Raw genomic sequence first — 23,805 nt, forward strand, 5'->3', positions numbered from 1 at the left:
AGAACGGCACCGTCTAGGTGCCGTTTTTGTATTCGCGTAGGAGAACTAGCGCTGATCGGCAAGATCTTCAATCAGCGCCCGCAGCATTGACCAAAACTCCTCCACAGAGGCGATCTCTACCCGCTCATCCGGCGAATGGGCGCCGCGAATCAGCGGGCCAAAAGAGATCATCTCCAAATGCGGGTATTTGCCGCCAAGAATGCCGCACTCGAGCCCGGCATGAATCACCTTCACCTCCGGCTCACGGCCCAGCAGCGCCGCATGGCGGGCTTTAAAGGTCGCTAGAAGCTCGCCATTCGGATTCGGCGCCCAACCTGGGTAGCTGTTCTCAACTTTTACCCGTGCGCCGATCAATCCAAACAGCGCTTGAAAGCGATCCCCCATGGCCACCACCGCACTGTCGTGGAGTGAGCGTACCAGTGCGCAGAGATGTAACCGGCCATTTTCCAGGCTTAGCACGCCCAGGTTATTGGAGGTTTCCACTACGCCTGGCACATCCGCGCTCATCCGCTCGACGCCACAGGGGGCAGCGTGAAGCGCGGCCAGCAGCATAACGCTGGCGTCCAAGGTTAGCGGCTCCGCGTCGGGTATCTCAGTCAGACGTTGGGCGCTAATTTTAAGGCCGCTGTCGCCACTGCCTAACTCTCTTAACAGAATCGTTTCCAGCCCGGCGATAGACACCATGGCTGCATCCACTTCATCGGCGGGCAGTGCCACCTGGGCAAAGGCTTCCCGGGGAATCGCATTGCGCAAGGTGCCGCCTTGGTAGCTAATCAAGCGCGCATCAAACGCCTCAAGGGAGCGCAGCACTCTAACCAACAACCGGTTGGCGTTACCCAGCGGCTTATGGATATCCGCGCCGGAGTGGCCACCCTTCAGGCCGGTCAAGACGATTTCGATCACCCGTTCGTGGTCGCCAGCGGCGGCACTGGGCAGTTGGGCATCGACTTCAACGTCGGCCCCGCCCGCACAGCCAATATAGACCTGCCCCCGATCTTCGCTATCCAGGTTGAGTAGCAGCGAACCTTCGAGCCAATTTTCAGCCAGGTTCAGAGCGCCGCCCATGGAGGTCTCTTCTTCCAAGGTGAATAGCGCTTCCAACGGCCCGTGGCGTAAATCAGGGTCTTCCAGCACGGCGAGAATCGCCGCCACGCCCAATCCGTTGTCTGCGCCCAAAGTGGTGCCATCGGCGTGCAGCCAGCCGTCGGCCACATAGGTACTGATCGGGTCGCGGGTAAAGTCGTGAGCATGATCGCTGTTGGCCTGGGCCACCATGTCCAGGTGGCCCTGGAGTACCACGCCGGGCGCCTGTTCGCAGCCGGGAGAGGCTGGCTTAAGCAGGCGTAAATTACCGAAGGTATCCCGGTCGTGGGCGAGGCCTTGGGCATCGGCCCAGCTTTCGAGGGTAGCGACGAGTGCCGCCTCATGCCCAGAGGGGCGCGGCGTATTACAAAGCGTTCGAAAGTGGCGCCAAACCAAGGAGGGCTCAAGCGCGTCAAGATGTGCGTTCATAAAGACTCTTCGTTATCGGTAACCGATCTACTTTACCTCAATGAGGCTGTTGACAGCGAGGCGCAGGGATTTCACTGCGTCGTTATGAGCATCCGCCAGAGCGATATTTTGGAACGCCCAGGCAGATAATTGTTGATGTGCCTGCTGTTGTGTCTCAGTTAAAGCGCGGTGGCTGGCTACGCGGGCCAAGGCTTGCAGAGCCGAGCGGGCAAGAGCGGGGTCGCGATGGGCGGTCGCTACGTCCTCGATATCCTGCCACTCGCGGTCACTCAGTGGCATGCTTGGCATTTGAGCGAGCAGCACTACGAGCACTGCTGCGGGTAGCGCCTTGAGTTCAAAAGCCAGCAGAGCTGGGAGCGCCGTCTGGAAGCGCTCACTAAGATCAGCAAGCACCGCCTCGCCCTCTGAATTCAACGCTTTGGCCACCATAACAGCGAACTCCCCGGTGGATGTCTCCCGAGTAATCCCTAAGCGTACCGGCGTAAAACCCAGCGCCAGCCAAAAGCGCAGCAGTGACGCTTCAGCGCCGAAGGTCGCGCCATAAAGTGCAGCACCTTGCTGCTTGGCAGCGTCCATATCCTCGCCTAGTAACGCTTGCCCCAAGCCTTGGCGTCGCCGCTCGGGGTGGGTAGCGATACGTACCACTCGACGCCAGCGGGCAGTCAATGCCTCACGGCTACCGGCATGGGTTGCCAACGATTGCGCCAACAAATGCCCCTGGGGACGTCGTTCACCGCGGGCGACCCGGTCGGCAAGAGTGGCCTCAAAGCCGCCCTCTTCACGGGTGACCAACACCGCTTGAGGTTCACCTGCCTGCTCAATCATGCGTAGCTGAGCACCCGGGCTGTCAAGCAGTTGGCGCAGGTCATTGGGAGAGGTGCGGTAGTGCGACTGTACCAGCAGCCCAAACAGCTTCTCCAACATAGCGTCTTGATGGGCGAGGCGAGCTCGATCAATCACCTTGGTTGCCACTGCGCTGCCATCCGTCTGAGCGCTGGGCAGCGGTGCTTTTAACAACAGCAGTTGATTGACCAGAGCTTCCAACGGGTCGCCGCTGCGCCAGCGGATCGGTGCGTTAAGCGTTAGCGCTTTCCACTGGGGCGTCAGGCGATCAAGGGTCGCGCGAAAGCGCAAGGCGAAGCCTCTTCCCGACCCCTCATAGCCGTGCACCGTGGTGGCAAAAGCAATACGCGGAAAGACCGCGAGCCACTGGCCCAACAGTGCAGCGGGAATCGCCGCCGCCTCATCGACCATTAGATAACTGCCATCACCGCCCTGCTGCTGAGCTTTAACCTGCTCGGTGAGCACATCCGGGGGTAAAAACATCAGCTCGCTGCCCTCGGCCAATACAAAGTGGCCGGTAGCGACACGACGGCCATCCGGGCAGAGTTCCGCTACCCGCTCGAACACGCTCTCCACCGCACTCAGCCGCGGCGCGGTGAGCACTACTCGTTGGGCTTTGTGGGTCAGCAGCCGAGCACAGGCAATGCCCAGCGCGGCGCTTTTGCCGCGCCCACGATCAGCGGTTATTACCAACGGGCGGCGGCGCTTTAAGCCAACCAGCTGTGTCACTGCGTAGGCTTGGTCTGAAGTCAGGCAGTCGCTATCGCCACTTGCGGCTTCATCTGCTTTGCGCGCAGGCAGTCGAGGTAGATACAGCGTCTGGTCAGCGCGCCAGCGCACTACCTGAGACGAGGCCTGCAACTGGCGCGCTAAGCGCGCCAGGTAGTGGCAGCTCAGCTCTGACCAGCGCCAGGGATGATCAGCAAAACGTGCGTAATCTGGATCCGGTGACTCTCCCCACGGCTGCGGGGTGAGCAATACCAGCAAACCACCGGCGGTGAGCGTTCCCGCCAGCGCCCCCAAGGCTTCGGGATCAAACCCGGTGCGGTGGGTGTCGAGCACTACCAACTGGTGTTCTGCGCCCAGGCGCGTGCGCGCCTTGCGTGGCGACAGGTGTTCGCCCCCCACCCATAACGGCGCACTCCAGGGGAGGGCTTGCCATAAAGCCTGCGCAAGGGATTGGCACTGCTCGGCATCGCCGCTTAGCCACACAAGCTGGCGCCAGCGGCGGCGGGCCAAACGCTGCGCATGATGAACCAACGCCGCCACCATCCGCGCTTGCGGTTTATTCTCTAGCACATGGATATTTAACAAATGATTTCCTGCTCCAGCGCGACTGCTTCCCATCACGTTACCCTATTAAGTGTGTAAGTGTGCCGCTGAGCCTCTTATGGAGCGCTTATGCTACAACTTTGGTTGAACAATTTAACTCCTTTCAACGTTCTTGAGAGACGCAACTACTCATCTCGACGCTTAAAAAACAACATAACTATTTGTTTTAATTAAACCAATAGGGTTTTCCCATAAAAACCAACGGCTGAAATCTCTTACATTACTGATATTGCACTGCAGCGGGGTTGTTGTGCTAATTTAGCTCTGCAGCGCTAAAACCCATGTTTACGTAAACGTAACCCAGCAGCGCTGCACTTTCCTGCATCCAGGTACCCAACACTAATAACGCCACGCGCCAAACCAGGAAATACATCATGAAAACAATGAACAAATTTGCCCTCACCGGCCTTGCCGCTGGTATTGCCTTCGCTGCCTTAACGACCACCGCCCAAGCACAAGAAGAGTGGACAATGACCAGCACCTGGCCGGAAAACCTTGACCTGATCAAGATTGACCAGCACTGGGTGGAACTGGTCAATCAATTGGCGGGAGAAGAGCTACAGATCAATTTCCGTGCCGGCGGTACGCTGATGCCCGGCACAGAAGTATTTGACGCCACCGAAACGGGCAGCATTGAAGCCGCAGGCGACTGGCCGGGCTATTGGGCCGGCTTGAACCCCGCTTTTTCACCACTGGCCACGACCACCAGCCTGTTTAATGGCGTTGATTACCTTAACTGGATTCAGCAGTGGGGCGGCCGCGAGCTGTACGAAGAGATCTACGGCCAGTTCAACATGGTTTATCTGCCTTACGGCATTACCAACAATGAGTCGGGCTTTATGGGCCGCACCCCGATTGAAAGCATTGCCGACCTGGAAGGCAAGCGTCTGCGCCTTTCGGGCCGCGACCAGGGCCGCGTACTCGAAGAGCTGGGCGGCTCGCAAGTCACTCTGGCGGGTGGTGAAGTCTACCAAGCCATTGAACGCGGCGTTATCGATGCGGGTGAATTCTCCACCCCTGGCGTTGATTTCAATGCCGGTTTTGCCGAAGTGGCGGACTACTGGGCAACCCCCGGTTGGCACCAGTCTGCCAGCGTATTTGGCGTAATGATCAATAAAGACGCCTGGGACGCCCTCTCAGAAGAGACCCAAGAGACTCTGCGTATTGCGGCGGATGCCACCATGGCATGGTCACTGGCCTGGTCTGAGCGCCAGTCGACCGAAGCCACACAGAAGTTCATCGACGCAGGCGTCACGATCAATCAGTTCTCTGAAGAAGATTTGGCGCGCATTCAGGAAGTCACCAACGAAGTGATTCTGCGCGGTGCTTGCGAATCTGCTGACCACGCCAAGGTCTACCAGTCGATGATTGCCTACCTTGAGCACTACGCAACCTGGCGCGATGTTTCCGCTCCTTTCAACATGAGTCGCGTGATGGATAACCTGCCCTCACTGGAAGAGATCGAAGCCTGCCTGTAAGGCGCTTCTGTGCCGCCTTGGTGTTTGCCAGGGCGGTTTTTTTGTGCTGACCGCGGAGATCTTCCATGAATGCGATTGCCAAGGCGATCGATGCCATCAATGAAGCTTTTGGGCGTGTCATCGCTCCATTGATTGCCATCATTACCCTGATTGTTCTTTACGATATTGCGTCACGCTTTCTGTTTGGGCGCCCTAGCGACTGGGCATTTGACGTGACCAAAATGCTGTTTGGCGCCCACTTTATGCTAATGGCGGCCTATGGGCTCAAACATCATGCCCACGTGGAAGTCGATATATTAAAACGTCTGCTGTCGCGCAAAAAGCAAGCGGTGCTGGAATTGCTTGGTTACCTGATTTTCTTTGTCCCCTTTATCTGGATGCTGATCACCCTGGGCTGGAGCTTCTTTGAACGCGCTTGGAGCCGCGGTGAAACCACCTATGGCATGGTCTCAATCCCGGTCTACCCGATCAAAGGGGTGATTGTGGTCGCCGCTATCCTGATTCTGCTGCAGGCAATTGCCATTGTGCTGCGTGCCATCATGCAGCTTCGTGAGGAGGCATCAGCATGAACCTAAGTCCTGAAGTACTCACGCTGGTGATGTTTGGCGGCCTGATGGTGGGGCTGTTTATGGGCCACCCGTTGGCGTTTGTGCTAGGCGGTGTAGCCGTTATCGGTGCCTTTCTTGGCCCCGGCGAGCGCATTCTCGGCACCCTGATCAACAATATTTTCGGTAACGCCATGGATAACTATGTCCTGGTCGCGATACCGCTATTCATATTGATGGCGAGGTTCTTAAACGACTCTGGTGTTACTGAGAAGATGTTTGACGCCATGCGCCTATTGCTGGCGAACCTGCGCGGTGGCTTGGCGCTTACCGTGGTCATTGTATCGGTGCTGCTAGCGGCTACCACCGGTATTGTTGGCGCTTCAATTGCAGTAATGGGCATGATTGCCCTGGTGCCGATGCTCAAGTATGGCTACAACAAAGAGCTGAGCGCAGGCGTTATTATGGCCAGCGGCTGTTTAGGCATCTTGATTCCGCCCAGCATCATGCTCATTCTGATGGCCAGCTACTCACCGGTTTCCGTGGGCGCACTGTTTGCTGGCGCGCTGATTCCCGGCCTGCTACTTGGGGTCATGTATGCACTCTACGTACTGATCATCTGCTACATCAAACCGCACTATGGCCCTAAGGTACCAGCCGAAGAACGCGCCGAAGTCAGCACTAAACAACTGCTGATCATGTTGGCGAAGTATGTGCTTCCCCCCATGTCGTTGATCCTGGGCGTGCTGGGCGCGTTATTTACCGGCGTCGCCACCGCCACTGAAGCATCCGCTATCGGCGTCTTTATCGCCTTTATCCTGTTTATGATCTTCGGCGACCGCAAAATCAGCACCTGCTTCTGGACGATGATAGAGGCGGGCAAGACCACCACCATGGTCATGCTGGTACTCGTCGGTGCTACTGCCTTTACCGGTGTGTTCTCGCGCGGTGGCGGCATGACCGTGATTAGCGACCTTGTGCTGGCAATGCCTGGCGGCACCATTGGGGCACTGATTCTGATGCTGTTCCTGGTATTTATCCTGGGCATGTTCCTGGATTGGACCGGCATCGTACTGCTGAGCTTCCCGATCATGCTGCCCATCGTCGAAACCATGGGTGTGGATATGCTCTGGTTCGTGGTGATGGTGGCGGTAGTGCTGCAGACATCGTTCCTGACCCCACCCTTTGGCTATGCGCTGTTCTACTTAAAAGGCGTGGCACCACCCGGGGTCGAAATCGTCGATCTGTACAAAGCGGTCGTGCCCTTCGTCGCCTTGATTCTGCTGGCCTGTACGCTAATGGCGTTCTTCCCGTGGTTGATTACCGGCCTGCCTAGAATGCTGTTGGGCGGTTACTAGGTCCTTTGAACTTAAGCTTAACGTCCAACCATTATGGCCCGCTTCGGCGGGCTTTTTTGCACCACCTACCCGCCTGCAAAGCTGCAGCAGCGCAGCGCCAGTGCTACTATTCACGCCCGTCACTATTTCGCATCAAGTGCGCTGCACCACTTTACGCTGCTGCAAGGAGTGTTCGTTTGTTCAGATCCGGCTATCGCGGGCTATTCGCCTTCTCCTCTTCACTTAGCCATCGCGCTAGCCCCTGGTCGATTGCCCTGATAGCAGTAGCGTTCGTCGTGGCGCTGCCTGTGCTGGTAGTGTTTGCCCATATTGCGATGCCCACCGATGGCGTTTGGCAACACTTGGCCAGCACCGTACTTGGCCGCTATTTGAACAACACCTTCTGGCTCGTTACGACCGTAGGACTCGGCACGCTTATCATTGGTACCGGGACGGCCTGGCTGGTGGTCATGTGCCGCTTTCCAGGCAAGCGGCTATTCGAGTGGGCGCTACTACTGCCGTTAGCAGTACCCACCTACGTTATCGCCTACGCTTACACCGACTTTCTCCAATTTGCCGGGCCGTTACAAAGCCTACTACGCGAGACATTTGGCTGGGAGTATGGCGACTACTACTTTCCCAATATTCGCTCCCTTGGTGGCGCCGCGACGGTGATTACCCTGGTGCTTTACCCCTATGTCTACCTGCTGGCCCGCGCCTCGTTTTTAGAGCAGTCGGTCTGCGTACTGGATGTGGGCCGCACTCTTGGCCGCGGCCCCTGGAAACTGTTTGCCAGTATCGCCGTACCGTTGGCACGCCCGGCGCTGGTGGGTGGGGTATCGCTGGTTCTGATGGAAACACTTAACGAGTTTGGGGCGGTTCAGTTCTTCGGCGTGGATACCTTTACCACCGGCATCTACCGCACCTGGTTTGGCATGGGTGAACAGGTAGCGGCGGCACAGCTGGCGGCATGCCTGCTCACCTTCGTGATTGTGCTAGTGCTGCTGGAGCGCTGGTCACGGGGTAAACGCCGCTACTTCCACACCACCAATCGCTATCAGCAGTTGCCCGAGTACGCGCTGCACGGCTGGCGCGCTGCTGCGGCGACACTAGCCTGCCTGGTGCCGGTGCTGGTGGGCTTTTTACTGCCCAGTGGCATTCTGCTCAATCTAGCCCTGCAAGGGGGTGATTCACTGTGGGGCTCGCGATTTATTGGCTACGCCTGGAACAGTCTGGGGTTGGCAACAGTGGCTGCGCTAATCGCCGTGGGCTTGGCCGTTGTGCTGAGCTACGGCGTACGCATGCACGATACGACGTTTGCGCGGGTGGCTTCTCGCGTAGCCTCTATGGGCTACGCGATTCCCGGTTCGGTAGTCGCGGTGGGTATTCTGATTCCGTTTGCCTGGTTGGATAACGCCCTCAACACCTGGCTGAATAATCACTATGGCTACATCGTTGGCCTGGTCTTCAGTGGGTCGGCGTTTATTTTGTTATACGCCTATGTCGTGCGTTTTCTAGCTGTCTCGTTCAACGCTGTTGAGGCGAGCTTAGGCAAAGTAACCCCCAGCATGGACGCCGCCTCGCGCACCCTGGGTCAAACGGCAGGGGGCACGCTGCGCCACATTCATACACCAATGATGCGCAGCAGCCTGTTGGCGGCGGGAATTTTAGTCTTCGTTGACGTCATGAAGGAACTGCCCGCGACGATTATTCTGCGCCCCTTCAACTTCGACACCCTGGCCGTGCGGGCGCATAATCTCGCCTCTGACGAGCGATTGGCCGAAGCATCGACCTCATCATTGGCAATTGTGGTAGTGGGCATCCTGCCGGTCATTCTGCTTAGCATGGCCATGCGTCGCTCACGTCCCGGCGCTCAGTCGTAAAAGCTAAATGCCAAGCACTAATTGCTAGACCACAAGGGGAAAAACAAATACCTGTGAAAGGTCGAGATGAATATCCACCGGCTGCCCCTCCGCGGGTAAAAACACCCCAGGTACGCGGGCGTGCAGGTGGGCCTCAAGGCCGTTTCCACCATGGGCACACAGGTGTAGAAGGCTGGTCCGCCCCAGCAGCTTCGCCATTACCACATGGCTATGGCGGTGCTCATCCGCAGGCAGTTCACGCTCAACAATACGCAGCGCCTCAGGGCGAATCATGACCTGGGCGTCACTGCCTTCCGCTAGCCCACCGGCCGGCACCCGCCCCACGGGCGTGTTAACCGCGCCATTATGCACCTTGCCCTGTAGCTCATTGACGTCGCCAAAAAAGGTCACGACAAAAGGGTCTTGAGGTGAGCAGTAAAGCTCTCGCGGCGTTCCCGTTTGCACGATCCGGCCATCCCGCATTAGCGCGATGCGATCGGCCATAAACATGGCCTCTTCGGGGTCATGGGTCACCAGCAACGTCGCCGCGCCGACTTTTTTAAGCACGTGCAGCGTATCGTCGCGGATTCGGTCTCGCAGCCGCGCATCAAGGCTTGAAAACGGTTCATCCAACAGCATTAAGCGCGGAGATGGCGCCAGCGCCCGTGCCAAAGCCACCCGCTGCTGTTGCCCGCCGGATAGCATGTGTGGGTACACATCGATATACGCGGCCATCCCCAACTGCTCAAGCAGTTTGGCCGCCTGCTCCCGACGCTCGCGAGAAGCTAAATGTTTAAGCCCAAAGGTGACATTCTCCAAAACGGTTAAGTGGGGGAAAAGTGCCGAGTCTTGAAACGCCAGCCCGACATTGCGTTTCTCCGGCGGCACGTGACGCTGGCCCGGGCCTGCAATATAAATATCCTCCAAGGAAACGCTGCCCTCTTGCAGCACTTCAAGGCCCGCAGCGATACGCAGCAGCGTTGTTTTGCCACAACCAGAGGGGCCTAATAGGCAGACCACCTCTCCTGGAGCAACGCTTAAATCCACCCCTTTTACAACCGTATGGCCATCATAAGCGTGGCGTACATTACGCAGGGTTAACGCCGAAGAGCCAGGCGCTTCCTCAGCAGCCCTTCTTTCAGTTACCTTTAGAGTTGCCGTCATAAATCACCGCTATTAATTAGCACTGTCTGAATAGCACTTTCCAGGTGAGCAAACCGCACCTCTAAAAGACTAAACGCGGATTCAGTACATTTGAAAGTTGTTTGCATTCTATTTTTAATTGCCCTGATATGCACGTACCACCTTTTGGGTAGGCATTTACTCTTGACTGAAGGCATACGAAACGCTTCAATAACAATGTTAATAATGTAACTTATTATCATTCAATAAATAAGGATGTGCTTGATGAAAACCGTACGCTTTGTTGCTCCGATGGCAGCGATGATGGTGGGCGCTACGTTTGCCGGTCAGGTCGCGGCAGACGAGCTCAACCTTTACTCCGCACGCCACTACGACTCTGACGAGCGCCTCTACGATGCGTTCACCGAAGAGACAGGCATCGAAGTCAACATCCTTGAAGGCGATTCCGACCAGTTGATCGAGCGCATTCAGCGCGAAGGCGTGGCCAGCCCTGCAGATATCATGCTCACTGTCGATGCTGGCCGCCTCTGGCGCGCTGAAGATGAAGGCATCTTCCAAAGCGTCGAGTCGGACGTTCTCAACGAGCGCCTGCCCGAAGCCATGCGCCACCCTGACGGCCTGTGGTTCGGCTTTAGTCAGCGCGCACGGGCTATTTTCTATAACCGTGAAAACTTCGATCCGAGCCAGATCACTAGCTACGAAGACCTTGCCGACCCGCAGTTTGAAGGCAAGGTGTGCATTCGCTCTTCCAACAACATTTACAACCAGTCGCTGCTGGCCGCAATGATCGAGCACCACGGTGAAGAGGGTGCTGAAGAGTGGGCCCAGGGCGTGGTCAATAACATGGCGCGGGATCCGGAAGGTGGCGATACCGACCAGATTCTGGGCGTGGCCAGCGGCGAGTGTGACATCGCCGTGGCTAACCACTACTACTATGTTCGCCTGCTAAAATCCGACGACGACGCCGAGCGTGAAGCGGCTCGTAAAGTGGGGATTATTTTCCCCAACCAGGATGACCGCGGCACTCACGTGAACGTTGGCGGAGCCGGTGTGGTGGAAGGTGCGCCTAACCGCGAAAACGCCATTCGCTTCCTCGAATACCTGTCTTCCGACACTGCTCAGGAAATTTTCGCCTCCGGCAACAATGAGTTCCCGGTAGTTGACGGCATCAAGAAAGACCCGGTGCTGGAATCCTGGGGCAACTTCAAAACGGATGACGTGAACATCAGCGTGCTGGGTGAGAACAACCCTGAAGCGATCCGCATTTTTGATCGCGTCGGCTGGCGTTAAGCCCCCCTCTGCCCGCATTGAAGGAAGAACCTCGCTAGGCAAAAAGCACCTAAGTAGAGGCTAGAAACACCCGCAACTGCGGGTGTTTTGCGTTATAGCGCTTCTAAACATGCTGGCACTGGCGGAAAGCGCCGGGGACGACCATCTTCCTGCATATAGAGGGTACGCACCTGACTTTCAGGCAGCTCTAATGGCACGTGGCTAGAAATAACCAGAATCCCATGCTGTGCGCGGCGCACAAGGCTGGTGACGACATGACGCCGAGTTACCGCGTCAAGCCCGGCTAACGGCTCGTCGAGCAGCAGAATGGGCCGTCGCGCCAGCAGCACCCGCCCCAGGGCGATACGTCTCGCCTGACCTCCAGAGACAGCTGCTCCATACTCGCCCAAAGGTGTCTCAAGCCCCAGGGGCAACCCTCGCGCCCAGGTGCCTAGCGCCAAATCATCAAGAACGCTCCACAGCTCACTATCACCGGCATGACGGGCACCAAGGCGTAGATTTTCCGCCAGACTCATGTCAAACAAATCCCACTGTTGGGGCAGATAGCCGACGGCGTTGTGCATTGACCACTGCTCAATGGGATAACCATTAAGACAACACTCCCCGGACAGCGGCAGCAACTCGCCGGCCAATACCTGCAACAAGGTCGATTTGCCACACCCCGAGGGGCCATGTAAACAGAGTATTTCACCGCTCTTCAACGCCAGGCTGATACGTTGCGGCCCCACCAGTGCGCCAGGCAGGCGTGCTGTTAATTGGCTGACATTTAGCTGCCAGCTGAGCGGTGCGGTTTCAGCCTCCTCAATAGCGATTTGCGCCCTCGGCGCCCCTTCCGCCAGGGTATTGAGACGATTCCGTGCGGCAAAGCTCGCGCCCAAGGCAAGAAAACTATGGGTCAGTGGTGCCAATATTTCCCCTAATGCCAGGATCGCCAAGACGGCAGCTAACAGCATTGGCACCGTCAAATGGCTGGCCGCTAACAGCGCTTCTGCCTGCCATAGCACACTAACGATGGCAGCTCCCAGCGCCACCTGCTGCAACGCGGTGGTCAGGCTAGCAAGCAGTTGCTGGCGCTCCTGATGCGCCAAGTAGTCGGCGTCCCATTTTTTCACTCGTTGGGCCATCTCTGGCCATCGCCCCCACAACACTAATGAGGTAATGGCTGCCAAGGGTTCAATCAGTGCCACCCGACGACGCTCAGCAAGTTCGGCACTCTGGCGTGCCTGATCAATACCGCGCCATAACGCCAGTAACGGCAACCCCAGCCAGGCTAACAGCACTCCTGGCAAAGCAGCCCACATCAGGGTGCCACTCAGCCAGTAAAGCCCTGCCATGACAACCACCACCATTAACCCGGCCCAGCCCCAGGGCAGGAGCGCCCGCAATACCACCTGATCAAGCTGGTCTATATCGGTCACAAGGCGATGCATAGCGTTAGCCGTGCCGTGGTGAGAAGGACTGGAAGCCGCCTGCAATAATGGCTTTTTCCCCAATGCCATGAACAACCGACAACGCAGATCCTTCAGCAACCCTAGCGCGGCATCATGGGACGCTAGGCGTTCACCGTAGCGCCCGGCCGTGCGTACAATGGCACACAGACGAATCAGCGCTGCGGGGCGAAAATAGTCGAAACCGAAGGCGGTCGCCGTCATCGTACCGGCAACCGCCGCCGCGGTAATAAACCAACCCGAGATAGCCAGCAAGCCAATCACAGCCAGCAGCGTGGCGGCGCCTAGCAAGAACGCCAGCGACCAGCCGCCACGCCGAAGCAACAGCAAATCACGCAGCCGGATAGTGGGAGGTTGTTCTACAGAGGGGGTCTTGTTTAGCCGCAGCATGCGATGGCCTCTTTCGATGACAGCTCAATTTGCCGATCGACCCACTCCAGGCCCGCCGACTCGTGACTGACGATAAGCACGCTACGCCCGCGGCTAAGCTTTCCGATCAATGCATTGAGTTGCCAGGCAGCATCCGGATCAAGGTGGGCCGTGGGCTCATCGAATAGCCATAGCACTGCATCACGAAGCAGCAACTGCGCCAATCCCAAACGTTGCAGCTGGCCACCGGAGAGTCCCTGTCCGCGCTCGCCCAGCTGCGTGGCAAGCCCATTACCGCGAAGCAGAATCGGCCACAGGCCAACCAGGGTCAGAACCTCAATAAGCTCTTCATCTGTTTTATCCAGGGCCGCCAAGCGCAGGTTATCTGCAATGCTGCCGGACTGGATCGGCGGCTGCTGACTGAGGTAGCCAAGCTGGCGTTGCCAAGTGGCGCGGGGCCACTGGGCAAGTTCGCAACCCTTCGCCTTCAGGCTGCCCTGGTAAGCGCTAAATCCCAACAACGCATGCAAAAGGCTCGACTTGCCCACTCCGCTTTCGCCCTGCACCAATACCCTTTCGCCCGCAGCCAGCGTGAGGTTAAGCGGCGCCAGACGAAGCCGACCGCCTTCACCCCGAACACTCAGCTCGTTACACTCCACGGTGAAAGACTCGACGTTTCTCGCTACCGGGGGTAGCGGTGCCTCACGAGGCTGCCAAGTGTCAGCTTCCAGCAGAGGCATCAGCGCCTGCATGGCACCGATTGCTTCCGCCCGGGCATGATAGTCAGTGCCCAATTGGCGAAGCGGCGCATAGAACTCGGGCGCCAGCAGTAAAATAAACAGCGCCCCCTGATAGGGTACCGGCACCTCCGCTTTCGCCCAGGGCAAAAGGCCAAGCAGCCCTAAGCCGAGATAAAGCGCCACCAAGGCAATCGCCAGCGCGGCAAAAAACTCCAGCACCGCGCTGGATAGAAAGGCAAGTCTAAGCACCCGCATAGTACGCCCACGGTAGGCGTCACTCGCCCGGGCGACCTTGGTCTCTGCTTGGTCAGTTGCCCCCATGCGCTGTAGCGTCGCCATCCCACGAACCAGGTCGAGGAAGCGGCCCCCCATACGCGCCAAGGCGACGAACTGCTGCTGACTGGCACCCGCAGCAGCACGTCCCACCAGGATCATAAACAGTGGCACCAACGGCGCGGTCATTAGCATCAATCCCGCGGCCAAGGGGCTGTACAGCGCTACCACCGCCGCTATCAGGCAGGGCACTAGCACCGCCAGCAAGCTCTGTACCCGATAGCGGCTAACGTAGCCGTCCAAGGCGTCCACCTGCTCCAGCACCTGAGTGGCCAAGGCGCCATCACTGCCAAATTGGCGCCTAACCGGCCCAAGGTGGCCAAGCTGCGTTAATAACTGGCTGCGTAAGGCGTCACGAGCACGCAGGCTGGCCTGACGAGACAGCCACTCCCGGCCAGCGTGGAGAAAAGGGCGTAGCACCATGCAAATGGCCAGCCCTGCTAGCCACACCATCGGATGGCCCGGCGACTCCCTACCCTGCCAAAGCAGTAACCAATGGTGAAAAATAGTGGCCAACAGCCAACTCTGGGCAATCAGCAATACCACGCCGATCATCGCTAGCAGCGTGGCGCCCCGCAACCACCAGCGTTGTGGGGCGAGGCAGCGGTTCAGCCGCTGCCGCGGGTCATGGGCTTCAGTCGCTCCGCTCATGCTCGGATTCGCCTTCATAGCCATTCACTTCAAGCCACATGGCGTTAAGAATGCTGACGGTGGCCGCCAGCGTGACACCCAAAATCCAGGCGAAATACCACATACGACACCCTCCTCAGTAAAGCGCTTTGTCGTTATCACGAATAAACTGCTCGTTCAGGCGTCCACGCATGACCCAGTAACTCCAGACGGTATACAGCAGCACCAACGGCACGAAAATACACACCACCACAAACATGATCTTGAGCGTCAACTCGCTCGCCGTGGCATCCCACATGGTCAGACTATGGTTGGGGTTCAGCGACGACGGCATCACGAAGGGAAACATCGTAACGCCCGTTGTGACCACCACCATGGCCATGGCGACAGCCGAACTGGTAAATGCCAGCGCATGTCGTCCCAGCTTCATGGTCAGCGCGCAGAGTACAAAGCTTAAAACGCCTAGTATTGGCAGTAGCCACAACAGCGGGAAGCGGCTGTAGTTGGTCATCCAGCCGCCAGCACTGACCGCCACGATTTTACCGGTGGTATCGTTGTACCCTTGGGTGTCGATTACGCTAGTCACTTGGTAGCCATCAACGCCCAGGAGCAGCCACACCCCACCCAGCACGAACAGTGCCGCGCATACCAGTGCTGCCAGGCTGCCGATGGCCGCACTACGGCTGCGCAGTTCGCCCTCGGTTTTAAGCTGCAGCCAAGCCGCTCCATGGGTGACGAACATCAGCAGGCTCAACAACCCGGCCAATAGCGCAAAGGGGTTTAATAGGCCCAGCAAGCCGCCCTGATACTCCAGGCGCAGATAGTCATCGAACTGGAAGGGAACGCCTTGCAAGAGATTGCCAAAGGCGACACCAAAGATCAGCGCGGGAACGGCGGAGCCGATCGTCAACCCCCAATCCCAACGACGGCGCCATGTGGGATTTTCCAACTTGGAGCGATAATCGAACGCCAGGGGGCGAAGAAAAAGCGCAAATAGCGTCAGCATCAAGGCGAGATAGAAGCCATTGAAGGCTGTTGCGTAAACTGGAGGCCAAGCAGCAAACAGTGCGCCCCCCGCAGTGACCAGCCAGACTTGATTACCGTCCCAATGAGGCGCCATGGAGTTGATCATCACCCGGCGCTCCTCATCGCCGCGCCCGACCACGTTGAGCAAGGCGGCAACGCCCATATCAAAACCATCGGTGACCGCGAAGCCCACCAATAGCACGCCGATCAGCACCCACCAGACAAACCTAAGGGTTTCGTAGTCCATCATCATGCCTCCCGTGCTGGGGTTGAGATTGGATAGTCAGACTCAGCGTCATCATCCAGGTAACCGCTACCGGAGGGCCCTTTGCGGGCAAAGTGTTGCATCAGCCACATTTCGATGATGACGAAGGTGGTGTAGAGGACGCCAATAGAAATCAGGGTAAACAGCACCTGCTCAGCAGTCAGGCTGGAAATGGCCAAGTGCACCGGCAATATCTCGCCGATTGCCCACGGCTGACGCCCATATTCGGCCACGAACCAGCCCGCTTCACAGGCAATCCAAGGCAGCGGTAGGCTGAACAGCGCGAAGCGAAGTAGCCACCGGGACTTCTCTGGCTGACGACGTACGCTATGCCAGAAGGCCAGCGCAAACAGCAACAGCATGCTAAAGCCCGCGGCGACCATGGCCCGAAAAGACCAGAAAAGCGGCCAAACCTTGGGAATCGACGCTTCAACGGCTTGATCAATTTCGGCTGTGGTCGCATTGGCTACATCGTCGCTATAGGCACTGAGCAGTAGCCCATAACCAAGATCGCTGCGCACTTCCTCGAACCGAGCCATATCCCCTTCGCGCTCTTCATCACTGCGCAGGCGCTGCATGAGTGCGTAGGCTTCCTGGCCATTGACGATGCGCTCGCGGTGCTCTTCCTTAAGCTCCCGAATACCCATCACTTCGGTATTCAGCGAGCGCGTGGCAATCAAGCCCATCACGCCAGGTATGCGGATGGCAAAGTCGGTATGCTGTTCCGCCTCGTTGGGGAGCCCAAATAGCGTGAAAGCCGCAGGTGCGGGATGGGTTTGCCACTCTGCTTCGATGGCGGCCAGCTTGACCTTCTGCACGTCCCCCAGCTCATAGCCAGACTCATCGCCCAGTACAATGACCGATAGCGCGCTGGCCAACCCGAAGGCAGAAGCAATCGCAAAGCTGCGCCGCGCAAAGGCAATCTCACGCCCCTTGAGCAGGTACCAGCTTGAAATCGCCAACACGAAAATCGCCCCGGTGACGTACCCCGCTGACACGGTATGCACAAATTTGACTTGGGCGACGGGGTTGAGCAGCACCTCTGCAAAGCTGACCAACTCCATACGCATGGTGGCTAGGTTGAGCTCCGACCCTACGGGGTGCTGCATCCAGCCATTGGCTACCAGAATCCACAGGGCTGACATATTGGTCGCCAAGGCCATGAACCAGGTAACCGCCAGATGCTTCTCTTTTGACAGGCGATCCCAGCCGAAGAAGAACAGCCCGACCAGCGTCGACTCAAGGAAGAACGCCATCAAGGCTTCTATCGCCAGGGGCGCTCCGAAAATATCGCCGACATAGTGAGAGTAGTACGACCAGTTAGTGCCGAACTGGAACTCCATGGCGATACCGGTCGTTACCCCTAACGCAAAGTTAATACCAAACAGCTTGCCCCAGAATTTGGTCATCTGACGATAAATGGTTTTACCGGTCATGACATAGACCGACTCCATGATCGCCAGCAGTATCGACAGCCCTAGCGTTAAGGGTACAAACAGGAAATGCACCATCGCCGTAAAGGCGAACTGCAACCTGGATAATTCAACAATGTCCATGAGTGACTCCCGATGGATAGCTTAAACACACCTTTCGCCCCACCGGGAAACCACAGACAGGTGCTAACCCAGGCAAAGCGATGTGTATAGGCTATTCCTTCACCCGAGCCAACAATTTGATCTTGATCAATTCCTTACTTAAGCATTGCACTGTTGCGACAATATGCCATCCACCCCTTTCCTCATTCAGAGTCGCAGGCGTAGATGAGCGAGGCTTGTGGTGTTGGTAGTAGGCATTAATGCGCTTCATCCCAATTGGCACCGCTCTCCGCTTCTACAATCAGCGGTACTTTCAGCTCAGCCGCGCCCTGCATGCGTTTTTGCACCTGCTCGATAAAGGCCTCGACCTGCTTCTCGGCGACTTCAAATACCAGTTCATCGTGCACCTGCATCACCATCAGCGCATCGAATTCGCCTTCCGCTAGCCACGCATCCACATTGATCATCGCCTGCTTGATAATATCGGCGGCAGTGCCCTGCATCGGCGCGTTAATCGCGGTGCGCTCAGCGCCTTGGCGGCGGTTGCGGTTTTGCGACTGAATTTCCGGCAGGTAAAGCCGCCGCCCTAATACAGTTTCGACAAAACCATCCTCTGCTGCTTGCGAGCGAATGCGCTCCATATAGCGGGCCACGCCGGGATAGCGGTCAAAGTAACGATCAATGTAGGTTTGCGCCTGGTTGCGCTCGATATGCAGCTGACGCGACAGCCCCCAGGCACTCATGCCGTAGATCAAGCCGAAGTTAATCGCTTTGGCGCTACGGCGCTGATCGCCAGAGACCTTCTCAAGAGAGGTGCCGAAGACTTCTGCCGCCGTGGCGGTGTGAATATCACGCCCTTCGGCAAACGCTTCCAGCAGCCCTTTATCTTCAGATAAATGCGCCATAATACGCAGCTCAATTTGCGAGTAATCGGCGGCGACAATACGGTAGCCTGGGCGGGCAATAAATGCCTGACGAATTTTGCGCCCCTCTTCGGTACGGATGGGAATGTTCTGTAAGTTGGGATCCGACGACGACAGCCGCCCGGTCGCAGTGACCGCCTGATGATAGCTGGTGTGTACCCGGCCAGTGGCTTTATTGAGCAGACGCGGTAGCTTATCGGTGTAGGTGGACTTCAGTTTGGCCAGCCCCCGATGCTGCATAATCACCTTGGGCAGCGGGTAATCCAGCGCCAGCTCTTCAAGCACACCTTCCGCGGTAGAGGGTGCGCCTTTAGGGGTTTTTTTGAGCACCGGAATTTTCTGCTCTTCAAACAGAATTTGCCCCAACTGCTTGGGCGAGCCGAGATTAAATTCGCGCCCGGCCAGTTCAAACGCCTCGCGTTCTAATTCGCCAATGCGCTGCTCTAGCTGCTGGCTCTGTTTGTGCAGTAGCTCGGCATCTACCGCTACCCCGTTGCGTTCGATGCGCGAGAGCACTTTGATCAGCGGCAGCTCAATATTATCCAGTACCTCCGCCAGACGCCCTTCGCTTTCGACCTGGGGACGCAGCGTTTGCTGCAGCCGCAGGGTAATATCAACATCTTCGCAGGCATAAGGCGCCGCTTGTTCCAGGGCAATCTGGTTAAAGGTCAACTGCTTGGCGCCCTTACCGGCAATCTCTTCAAAGGAGATGGTCTTTTCGCCCAGATACTTGAGCGCCAGCGAATCCATATCGTGGCGGGTGGCGGTGGAGTTGAGCACATACGAGGCCAACATGGTGTCGGCAAACGGGCCCGCCACGGAAATCGCATAGTTGGCCAGCACGGAAATATCGTACTTGAGGTTTTGGCCAATCTTGGTCTTGGTCGCGTCTTCCAGCAGCGGCTTTAGCGCCGCCAGCACTGTTTTGCGGTCAAGCTGTTGGGGGGCATCCAGGTAGTCGTGGGCAAGCGGAATATAGGCCGCCTCCCCCGCTTCCAGCGAAAAGCCAACGCCGACGATTTCTGCGTCCATGTAATTAAGGCTGGTGGTTTCCAGATCGAAGCAGAAGCACTCGGCGTTTTGCAGCCGACCCAGCCAGCGATCGAAGTCTGCCTGTTCGAGGATGACCTGATCTTCACGAACAGACGCTTGCACAGAAGTGTTCGCCCCCTCGGATTCGTTACTAACTTCCTCGGCACTTGCGGGCGCAGGCTCGCCGCCTTTGACGTCATCCACGCCCTCGTCTTTGCCTTCCAGCAACTCGCCCAACCACTGGCGAAACTCCATCTCTTTATACAGGGTGACCAACGCTTCACGATCCGGATGGGCAATATCCAAATCGTCCAAGCCCACCGGCAACTCGCAGTCGACTTTGATGGTGGCCAACTGATAGGAGAGAAACGCCTGCTCGCGATGCTCTTCAAGCTTCTTGGGAAGGGTTTTGGCGCCCCGGAAGCTGAGCGTTTTTACTCGCTCTAAATCGCCATAAATGGTCTCCAGCCCACCGTCCATGCCTTGTAGCAGGCCAATAGCGGTCTTCTCACCCACGCCGGGCACGCCGGGAATGTTATCGACCTTGTCACCCATCAGGGCGAGAAAATCGATAATCAGCGCGGGCGGCAGGCCGAATTTTTCTTCTACGCCCGCCTCATCCAGGGTTTCATCCTTCATGGTGTTCACCAGGGTGATATGGGCATTGACCAGCTGCGCCATATCCTTATCTCCGGTGGAGATCACTGCATCGCGGCCCGCCTGGGTGGCGTGATGGGCCAGGGTGCCAATCACATCGTCCGCTTCTACGCCGTCAACGCATAACAGCGGCAGGCCCAGCGCCTTCACACAGGCGTGCAGCGGAGCGATCTGGCTGCGCAGGTCATCGGGCATCGGCGGGCGGTGCGCTTTATAGTCGCTGTACAGCTCATCACGGAAGGTTTTGCCCGGCGCGTCAAACACCACCGCCATGGGGCTTTCGGGGTAATCCTTAATTAGCCGTTTGAGCATGTTTAACACGCCCTTCACCGCGCCCGTTGGCTGACCATTGGAGGTCGTTAGCGGCGGCAGCGCATGAAAGGCACGGTACAGATAGGAAGAGCCATCGACGAGGACGATCGGAGCGCGAGCCATAACCAAGTTCCATTGTTAAATAAGATTGCTTAAAAAGAATTGCCAATAAGAGTGGCTCATATGATACGCGTTGCACAGGCAGACTGCAGAGCCAAACTCGACTCTCTTATCACAACAACGCTGCCAACTGAGCGACCAAGCCGCTACAATAATGGGCTTAGCAACCTGGGCGAGACTCTCATGGCTGTATTTACCCCGCTTAGCGACGCACAGGTCGCCGCGTTTTTAGAAAAATTTGATGTGGGCAGTTTTGTTTCCCTTAAGGGAGTCGCGAACGGCACCGAAAATTCGACTTTTTTTGTGACTACCGACCGCCGCGAACTGGTATTAACCCTGTTCGAACAGGGCGAACACGCAGAACTGCCGTTCTTTGTCGAACTGCTGGACTATTTGGACGAGCACCGCTTACCGGTGCCCGGCACCATTCATGACCGCGAAGGTATCGCGCTGCATAGCCTGGAGGGCAAGCCGGCGTTGCTATTCCCGCGCCTGCCTGGCCGCCATCCCGAGGCGCCCAATGTAGCCCAGTGCCATGCCTTAGGCGATACTTTGGGTCACCTGCACGTGGTGTCAAAGCGTTTCCCCGGCCACCGCCCCAACCCGCGGGATCTCCACTGGCTGCAGGTGATGCACCATAAAGTATTGAGTTACCTAAGCCCCGCGGATCAAACGTTGATGAAGGATGAAGTCGACGATTTCGAGAGCGCCTTTATGCGACACGGTGAGCTGCCCCAAGGCGCCCTGCACGGTGATCTGTTTCGTGACAACACCCTGTTTGAGGGTGACCAGCTTGGCGGTATTATCGACTTTTATAATGGCTGCACTGGGGATCTCCTGTTTGATCTGGCGATTGTGATCAACGACTGGGCCTCTAACGACGATGGCACTCTCAACGCTGAGCGCTACAATACGCTGTTGAGCGCCTACCTGGCGCGCCGGCCGTTAACGGCGGATGAACGGGAACTGTGGCCCACCATGCTGCGCATGACGGCGCTGCGCTACTGGCTGTCACGCCTGCTGGTGGTCTATGTTGATCCCCCGGCCCACGATTTGACGCCTCACGACCCCGAACGTTTTCGAACCATATTAACTGCGCGCATTGCCCACGGTGCATTGCCGCTACCTGAGGTTTCTGCATGAGTGTGATGGCGACGACTAGCCCTGCCCTTCGCGCACGGCGCACCTGGAATATCGATCAATGGGGTAGCGGTTACTTCGACGTGGATGATCAAGGTCAGGCCCTGGTGCGGCCGCTGGGTAGCGATGCGGAAGGCCCGGCGCTACCGCTGAGCGGCTTGGTTCGCCAGTTGCAGAGCGCTGGGCTGCGGCTGCCTGTGCTGGTACGCTTTAGCGATATTCTTCACGACCGGGTGGAGCAGCTGTGTGGCGCTTTTGATGCCGCCATGAGCGACTGCGACTACCAGGGCGGCTACACCGCCGTTTACCCGATTAAAGTGAACCAGCAGCGCAGAGTAGTCGAAGAGATTCTGGCCACCGCCGAGCGCGGCAACGGCCGTGTGGGGCTGGAAGCGGGCAGCAAGCCCGAGTTGCTGGCAGTGCTGGCTTTGTCTGACGGCGGCTCCTCGCTGATCGTCTGCAACGGTTACAAAGACCGCGAGTATGTGCGCTTGGCGCTGCTGGGTGAAAAACTCGGCCACAAGGTCTATTTGGTGGTCGAAAAGCTCTCCGAGCTGCAGTTGATTTTGGAAGAGGCGAGAGAACTGGATGTTACCCCGCGTATTGGCCTGCGCGCCCGCCTTGCCTCGGTGGGTAAGGGCAAATGGCAGAATACCGGCGGTGAAAAGTCTAAGTTCGGCCTCACCGCCAGCCAAATTCTCGAGGTGGTAGACACTCTACGTCGCGAGGAGGCACTGAAAAGTCTGCAGCTCGTGCACTTCCACCTGGGTTCCCAGATCGCCAATATTCGCGATATTCAACGCGGTCTGCGTGAGTGCGCGCGCTTCTACCAGAACCTGATGCAGTTGGGTGCGCCAATTGACACCGTCGATGTAGGTGGCGGCCTGGGTATCGATTACGAAGGCACTCGCTCGCGCAGCTTCTGCTCAGCTAACTATTCGATGCGTGAATACGCCCGCAATGTCGTCAGCGCCTTTGCCCAGCTCTGCCAAGAGGCGAACCTGCCGCAGCCTCATCTCATTAGCGAATCAGGCCGTGCGCTAACTGCCCACCACGCGGTGCTGATCACTAACGTGATTGGCGAAGAGCGCATCGACGACACGCCGCCTGAACGGCATTCGGCAGGCGAGAGCCAAGAAGATGCCCAGGTAGAGCTGCTGTGGCGGGTGTTCGAGCAGTTAGCGACCGCCCAAGAGCCGCGCATGCTGGTGGAAGCGTGGCACGATCTGCTTCAAGCGGTTAGCGAACTGCAGGAACGTTTTGTGATGGGTTTGAGTGACATTACCGCCCGCGCTGAAGGTGAGCGGGTGTATATGGCTGCCTGCACACGGCTGCGCACTCAGTTGGATACCCGTAACCGTGCCCATCGCGAAATCATGGATGAACTGGCGGAGAAACTCGCCGATAAACTGTTCGTCAACTTCTCGCTATTCCAGTCAGTGCCTGATGTTTGGGGCATCGAGCAGATATTCCCGGTACTGCCCCTTAGCGGACTGGATCAAGCGCCCACCCGGCGGGCAGTGATTCAGGATATCACCTGCGACTCCGACGGCCGCATCGACAGCTACGTCGACGGCCAGGGGGTCGAGAGCACCCTACCGCTTCCCGAGTGGGCTTCAGACGATGAACGCTGGCTAGGGTTCTTTCTAGTGGGCGCCTATCAGGAAATTCTTGGCGATCTACACAACCTGTTTGGCGACACCGACTCCGTTGATGCTGCGCTCAATGCCGACGGCGAGTGGACACTATCTAACCCGCTGGCCGGGGACTCAGTGGCCCAGGTACTTGCCTACGTCAACTTCAATGCCAATGTGCTCAAGCAGAAGCTCACCGACCAGCTAGCCGCCAGCGGCTTTACTGCCGACGAGCAAGCGCGCTTTGCGGCGAGCTTAAGCGAAGGTCTGGAAGGCTATACCTATCTTGAATAACCGAT

The 23,805-nt window shown here is 57.6% G+C and carries 16 protein-coding genes; 7 read left to right on the plus strand and 9 right to left on the minus strand.

The genetic code is table 11. The features are described from left to right. Positions 1-45 precede the first annotated feature (45 nt). Positions 46-1,512, minus strand: coding sequence for an aminoacyl-histidine dipeptidase (locus tag K7H09_RS12375; protein WP_041159511.1), 1,467 nt, complete (start codon positions 1,510-1,512; stop codon positions 46-48). A gap of 27 nt (positions 1,513-1,539) precedes the next feature. After that, entirely contained in the window at positions 1,540-3,627 is a 2,088-nt protein-coding gene (locus K7H09_RS12380; RefSeq protein ID WP_167522540.1) for a tRNA(Met) cytidine acetyltransferase TmcA, read from the minus strand. Between the two features lie 434 nt (positions 3,628-4,061). Here K7H09_RS12380 and dctP point away from each other — a divergent pair, with 434 nt between their 5' ends. From dctP to K7H09_RS12400, 4 genes are all read left to right on the plus strand, one after another. Continuing rightward, a complete protein-coding gene (gene dctP, locus K7H09_RS12385) occupies positions 4,062-5,165 on the plus strand; it encodes a TRAP transporter substrate-binding protein DctP (RefSeq protein ID WP_009288576.1) in 1,104 nt (367 codons plus the stop codon). Between the two features lie 65 nt (positions 5,166-5,230). Beyond that, on the plus strand, positions 5,231-5,734 hold the full coding sequence (locus tag K7H09_RS12390; RefSeq protein WP_009288577.1) for a TRAP transporter small permease subunit: 504 nt from the start codon (positions 5,231-5,233) through the stop codon (positions 5,732-5,734). Then, positions 5,731-7,068 carry a TRAP transporter large permease gene (locus K7H09_RS12395; RefSeq protein ID WP_009288578.1) on the plus strand — a complete coding sequence of 446 codons (1,338 nt, stop codon included), beginning with the start codon at positions 5,731-5,733 and terminating at the stop codon, positions 7,066-7,068. The genes K7H09_RS12390 and K7H09_RS12395 overlap by 4 nt, the downstream gene beginning before the upstream one ends. 176 nt (positions 7,069-7,244) lie before the next feature. Then, positions 7,245-8,930 (plus strand): ABC transporter permease, encoded by a 1,686-nt coding sequence (locus K7H09_RS12400; protein ID WP_041159513.1) that lies wholly within the window; start codon positions 7,245-7,247, stop codon positions 8,928-8,930. Positions 8,931-8,954: 24 nt separating this feature from the next. Here the strand turns inward: K7H09_RS12400 and K7H09_RS12405 are convergent, their stop codons facing one another. Then, a complete protein-coding gene (locus K7H09_RS12405; protein ID WP_041159514.1) occupies positions 8,955-10,073 on the minus strand; it encodes an ABC transporter ATP-binding protein in 1,119 nt (372 codons plus the stop codon). A 243-nt stretch (positions 10,074-10,316) separates the two neighbouring features. On the opposite strand from K7H09_RS12405, the gene K7H09_RS12410 reads away from it, so the two are divergent. Then, on the plus strand, positions 10,317-11,342 hold the full coding sequence (locus K7H09_RS12410) for a Fe(3+) ABC transporter substrate-binding protein (protein WP_041159515.1): 1,026 nt from the start codon (positions 10,317-10,319) through the stop codon (positions 11,340-11,342). Positions 11,343-11,434: 92 nt separating this feature from the next. On the opposite strand, the gene cydC is transcribed toward K7H09_RS12410, so the two are convergent. The 6 genes from cydC to polA all read right to left on the minus strand — a co-directional run bounded on the left by cydC (position 11,435) and on the right by polA (position 20,735). Continuing rightward, positions 11,435-13,180, minus strand: a complete 1,746-nt coding sequence (gene cydC, locus K7H09_RS12415; RefSeq protein ID WP_141440692.1) for a thiol reductant ABC exporter subunit CydC — start codon at positions 13,178-13,180, stop codon at positions 11,435-11,437. Next, positions 13,168-14,883, minus strand: coding sequence for a thiol reductant ABC exporter subunit CydD (gene cydD / locus K7H09_RS12420; protein ID WP_230804814.1), 1,716 nt, complete (start codon positions 14,881-14,883; stop codon positions 13,168-13,170). Before cydD ends, cydC begins: the two co-directional genes overlap by 13 nt. Continuing rightward, a complete protein-coding gene (cydX, locus tag K7H09_RS12425; RefSeq protein ID WP_051052215.1) occupies positions 14,867-14,986 on the minus strand; it encodes a cytochrome bd-I oxidase subunit CydX in 120 nt (39 codons plus the stop codon). The genes cydD and cydX overlap by 17 nt, the downstream gene beginning before the upstream one ends. Before the next feature lie 12 nt (positions 14,987-14,998). Next, entirely contained in the window at positions 14,999-16,141 is a 1,143-nt protein-coding gene (gene cydB, locus K7H09_RS12430) for a cytochrome d ubiquinol oxidase subunit II (protein WP_084625533.1), read from the minus strand. Next, positions 16,138-17,709, minus strand: a complete 1,572-nt coding sequence (locus K7H09_RS12435; protein WP_041159519.1) for a cytochrome ubiquinol oxidase subunit I — start codon at positions 17,707-17,709, stop codon at positions 16,138-16,140. Before K7H09_RS12435 ends, cydB begins: the two co-directional genes overlap by 4 nt. 236 nt (positions 17,710-17,945) lie before the next feature. After that, positions 17,946-20,735 carry a DNA polymerase I gene (gene polA / locus K7H09_RS12440; protein WP_041159520.1) on the minus strand — a complete coding sequence of 930 codons (2,790 nt, stop codon included), beginning with the start codon at positions 20,733-20,735 and terminating at the stop codon, positions 17,946-17,948. Positions 20,736-20,915: 180 nt separating this feature from the next. On the opposite strand from polA, the gene K7H09_RS12445 reads away from it, so the two are divergent. Both K7H09_RS12445 and speA read left to right on the plus strand, forming a co-directional pair. Then, positions 20,916-21,875 carry a homoserine kinase gene (locus K7H09_RS12445; RefSeq protein ID WP_041159537.1) on the plus strand — a complete coding sequence of 320 codons (960 nt, stop codon included), beginning with the start codon at positions 20,916-20,918 and terminating at the stop codon, positions 21,873-21,875. Continuing rightward, a complete protein-coding gene (speA, locus tag K7H09_RS12450; RefSeq protein WP_041159521.1) occupies positions 21,872-23,800 on the plus strand; it encodes a biosynthetic arginine decarboxylase in 1,929 nt (642 codons plus the stop codon). Before K7H09_RS12445 ends, speA begins: the two co-directional genes overlap by 4 nt. The last annotated feature ends 5 nt before the right edge of the window (positions 23,801-23,805 follow it).

Source organism: Halomonas sp. IOP_14, from assembly GCF_021021315.1.
Taxonomy (GTDB): domain Bacteria; phylum Pseudomonadota; class Gammaproteobacteria; order Pseudomonadales; family Halomonadaceae; genus Vreelandella; species Vreelandella titanicae.